Raw genomic sequence first — 3,425 nt, forward strand, 5'->3', positions numbered from 1 at the left:
GTCCAGCAGGAGGTCGACGGTGTGCCTTATGTGCTCGGCGAGGACCTCGTCCGCGTCGAAGCGGCCCGCGGCCCCGGCCGCGAGCACGCTGGGGGTGACGCGCTCGACGACGTCCCGGATGTAGCCGGCGGGCGCCTTGCCGTTCTCCAGCGTGGCGCACGCGGCGGCGACCGCGCCGCACGAGTCGTGTCCCAGGACCACCACCAGCGGGCAGTCCAGCAGGTCCACCCCGTACTCAAGACTGCCGATCACTTCCGGGCCCATGACGTGGCCGGCGGTGCGGACCACGAACAGGTCACCCAGGCCCCGGTCGAAGATGATCTCGGCGGCCAGCCGGGAATCCGAGCATCCGAACAGCACCGCGAAGGGGTGCTGGACCGGCGCGGTCTCGGCGCGGCGGGCCGCGTCCTGGTTCGGGTGCTCAGGGGCGCCCGCGGTGAAGCGCTGGTTCCCGGCAAGCAGCAGCTCGAAGGCTTCACGGGGCGTCAAAGGCTGGGCCTGGGTCGTCATGGGCGGCAGCTTACGAGCCAGACCCAGCCCTTGCACCGCCTGGTCACCCCTCTCGCCCCCTGGCTGGCCTCGCACGCAAGGTAACCGGACGACCCCGGGCGGCGTTCAACCCGCCCCGAGCTGGAGGTGGTCCGGGCAGTACTCCGGTCGCTCGGGCAGCAGGACCGCGAAACGGTCCCAGAAGCGGTTCCCTCAGCCATGCCGGGCCGGCCACTCCGCCACCACCTATGCGGGCCGCCTTCTTCCCGCCGACGGAGAGGCCGGCGCTGAAGCGTCAGTTGCTGAGGGCTTGGTGGAAGGTTTCCCGGCAGTCGATGAGGGTGTCGACGCCGACGATGTTCAGGGTGCGCATCACGGATACGCCAGGCGCGGCGAGGCGCAGCCAGTCGCCGGCTTCGCTGAGGGTGCGGTGAGCAGTGATGAAGATGTTGATGCCGCTGGAGTCCATGAAGGTGACCTGGTGCAGGTCCGCCACGACGCGGGGGCGGGGGGTGTTGGAGGCTTCCAGGGCCTGGCGGAGTGCGTCGCCAGTTTGGTGGTCGATCTCTCCGGCCAGGGTCACTACGCGGATGCCGTCGACGGTCGTGGACACGACCGACAGCGGGCCTGGCTGCTCGGTGGGTCCGGTATTGGTCATCTCTGCCTCAGCCATGCTGGTGATCCTGGCATATTCACACCCTCGTACGCAGTGCCGCCCGGGGTAGTACGGGCGGCTCCTTTGTGTGGCACAGCCAACAGGGCGGGCAAGGCGTGAACCCCGGCTGCGGGGGTACGCGCCGGGCGTTGTGATCGGGGAATGAATGGCGGCTGTGATGGGATCAGACCCGGCGGGGGAGGACGACACCGCGCCTGGCGCCCAAGTTCTGCAGACCGCCGTGGCGCTGGAGGGGGACGGGACCTGCATCGCCCAGGCCCGCCATCTGGCCGCAAGTTTCCTCACCCGCGCTCAGGAGCGCGCACGGTGTGACGGTCTCTCAGCGTGCCGTGGACCTCACCCAGCTGGTGGTCAGCGAACTGGTCACCAACGCCCGTAAGTACGCGCCCGGACCTGTACTGATGGAACTGCGGATCATGGGCGAAGTACTGGAGGTCGTCGTGTGGGACTCCGACCCGGTGCTGCCGGTGGCGCGGGCCTCGGACGCCGGCCGCGTCGGGCAGCACGGCCTGGAGATCGTGGTGGCCGTCGCGCAGGGCGTGGAAGCCCGGCGTGAGCCGGTCGGCAAACGCATCACCGCCCGCATCGCCCTCGCCGACGCCCCTGGCATGGCGGGCTCCCGCCACAAACCCTAGGAAATACGGCCGGCTGCCGCAGGCTCGCCCGCGTTCACCCTCACAGCCGTCTCGGCTGCCACCGCCCGCTGCGCGCTTGACGGCCTTCTTCCGGCAGTGGGAGCCGACCGTGATGGGCCTCTGATCCCGAACGGCGGTTCCCTCTATGGCAGCCCTTCTTCGATATCCGCATCGCTGATGCGCCTACGCGGATCGTGATCACCCTGGTCGGGGAACTGGATTTCCCGGCCTGCGTGCGGGCCATGCCCTCCCTCGCTCTCCTCGCGATCGCCGGCCGGGACCTCACCTTCGACATGACACTCGTGACGTTCATGGACGCCGCCGGTCTGAACCTGCTGCAAAGCGTGCGCCAGCAGGTCCTCGCGGGCGGCGGCACGGTGGAAGCACGTGGCATGCAGCCGCCGGTTCGGCGCGTTCTGGAGCTGACGGGCACCGACGTCCAGTTCCCCCAGAGGATGCTGCACGCTCTGCCCGGGGCGTGACAGACACGGCACCAGGGGGCTACCCCCGAGGTGAAAGGTCCCGAATTCCGTGAGCACTGGGGCCTGCGGGAATTCAGAATCCGGACCGGGTCGAAAGTCGATTGGGCCGATCCCGCTCGGTGCCGTACAGTTCACCGTACCGACGCGGGGTGGAGCAGCTCGGTAGCTCGCTGGGCTCATAACCCAGAGGTCGCAGGTTCAAATCCTGTCCCCGCTACTCAGACGTGAAGGCCCGGTATCCACCGGGCCTTCACTACGAGTGGGCCGGTTCGGACCTGGCTCTCGGTGAGCTAACGCAACGGACGTACGCTCCCAGGCCCAGCTCGTAGCCGGATCCTCGACGGCACTGGCGAACATCCCGATTCATCCGCCGTAGCGGATGGTGCCCCTATGCCGCCGTAGGCGCAGCACCCATGTCTACCAGGCGTCCGGCCTTGCGCCTGCCGAAAACCTCATCCGTCGGGGTCAGGCGGCATGTTGGTATTCGTGGAGGATGCCGCCGAGTCGTTCGCGTCGTCGTATGTCGAGGTGGGTGATCTGCTCCGGATCGGTGACCGGCATTGGCAACGGGTGGAGCGGGCGGGCGTTGGCGATGCCCTGATGCGGCCGGTGGGAGTTGTAGTGCTCTTCAAACTTCAGTAGTGCATGGAGAAGGTGCCGCTGGTTCCAGACCAAGGTGCGGTCCAGCAGTTCGCGTCGGCAGGTTTGTACGGGGCTTCGCCCAAGGCCGGGAAGTTAGCGTTTTCGCAGGTCACGCAAGTGAGTTGAAGGATTTCCGACGCAGAGCGACGGAGCTCGTTGGTGCAGGCAGTCGACCAAGACAGCTTGTACGTGAGGAGCTCCGTTGCGGGTTCATTTTGTCCTGCCGTCCGCGCTGACGGCCATCACCCGTTCGGTGACCGTGGCGGCGGGCCGGTTCGCGCCGGGCCATCTGGGAGAGCTGATCGCCGTGGTGCCGTTCGAGCTGGTGGACGCGGTGCTGGCGGAGACGCGGACGGTGCAGCGGCGGTTGCGTGATCTGCCGTCCCGGGTCGGGGTCTACTTCCTGCTAGTGTCCTGCGCCGGAAGTTCGTAGGTAGTTCGCACTGAGCCTCAGGCGATCAACCCGCCTGGTTGTCGACCGGAACCCAAACGCCGGGACGA

At 67.9% G+C, this 3,425-nt stretch carries 3 protein-coding genes, 1 tRNA gene and 3 pseudogenes; 4 read left to right on the forward strand and 3 right to left on the reverse strand.

Annotated features, from left to right (window positions below; translation table 11 throughout):
* A partial coding sequence (locus ACWEN3_RS43800; protein WP_452983539.1) for a carbonic anhydrase occupies positions 1-510 on the reverse strand: 510 nt, incomplete at its 3' end.
* A gap of 274 nt (positions 511-784) precedes the next feature.
* On the reverse strand, positions 785-1,162 hold the full coding sequence (locus ACWEN3_RS43805) for an STAS domain-containing protein (RefSeq protein WP_452983542.1): 378 nt from the start codon (positions 1,160-1,162) through the stop codon (positions 785-787).
* A 160-nt stretch (positions 1,163-1,322) separates the two neighbouring features.
* On the opposite strand from ACWEN3_RS43805, the pseudogene ACWEN3_RS43810 reads away from it, so the two are divergent.
* The 3 genes and pseudogenes from ACWEN3_RS43810 to ACWEN3_RS43820 all read left to right on the forward strand — a co-directional run bounded on the left by ACWEN3_RS43810 (position 1,323) and on the right by ACWEN3_RS43820 (position 2,499).
* Positions 1,323-1,800 (forward strand): annotated as a pseudogene (locus ACWEN3_RS43810) (ATP-binding protein).
* Between the two features lie 194 nt (positions 1,801-1,994).
* Positions 1,995-2,282, forward strand: coding sequence for an STAS domain-containing protein (locus ACWEN3_RS43815; protein WP_452983544.1), 288 nt, complete (start codon positions 1,995-1,997; stop codon positions 2,280-2,282).
* 143 nt (positions 2,283-2,425) lie between these two features.
* Positions 2,426-2,499: transfer RNA gene (locus ACWEN3_RS43820), tRNA-Met, on the forward strand.
* A 248-nt stretch (positions 2,500-2,747) separates the two neighbouring features.
* On the opposite strand, the pseudogene ACWEN3_RS43825 reads toward ACWEN3_RS43820, so the two are convergent.
* Positions 2,748-2,996 (reverse strand): annotated as a pseudogene (locus tag ACWEN3_RS43825) (integrase core domain-containing protein); the annotation flags it as partial.
* 148 nt (positions 2,997-3,144) lie between these two features.
* Here ACWEN3_RS43825 and ACWEN3_RS43830 point away from each other — a divergent pair.
* Positions 3,145-3,333: pseudogene (locus tag ACWEN3_RS43830) on the forward strand (transposase domain-containing protein); the annotation flags it as partial.
* Positions 3,334-3,425 lie beyond the last annotated feature (92 nt).

Source organism: Streptomyces sp. NPDC004561 (genome assembly GCF_053602155.1).

What these genes read in the sequence shown, in the direction of transcription:
- ACWEN3_RS43805 (WP_452983542.1), bottom strand. Translation starts at nt 1,162, where the DNA reads ATGGCTGAGGCAGAGATGACCAATACCGGACCCACCGAGCAGCCAGGC.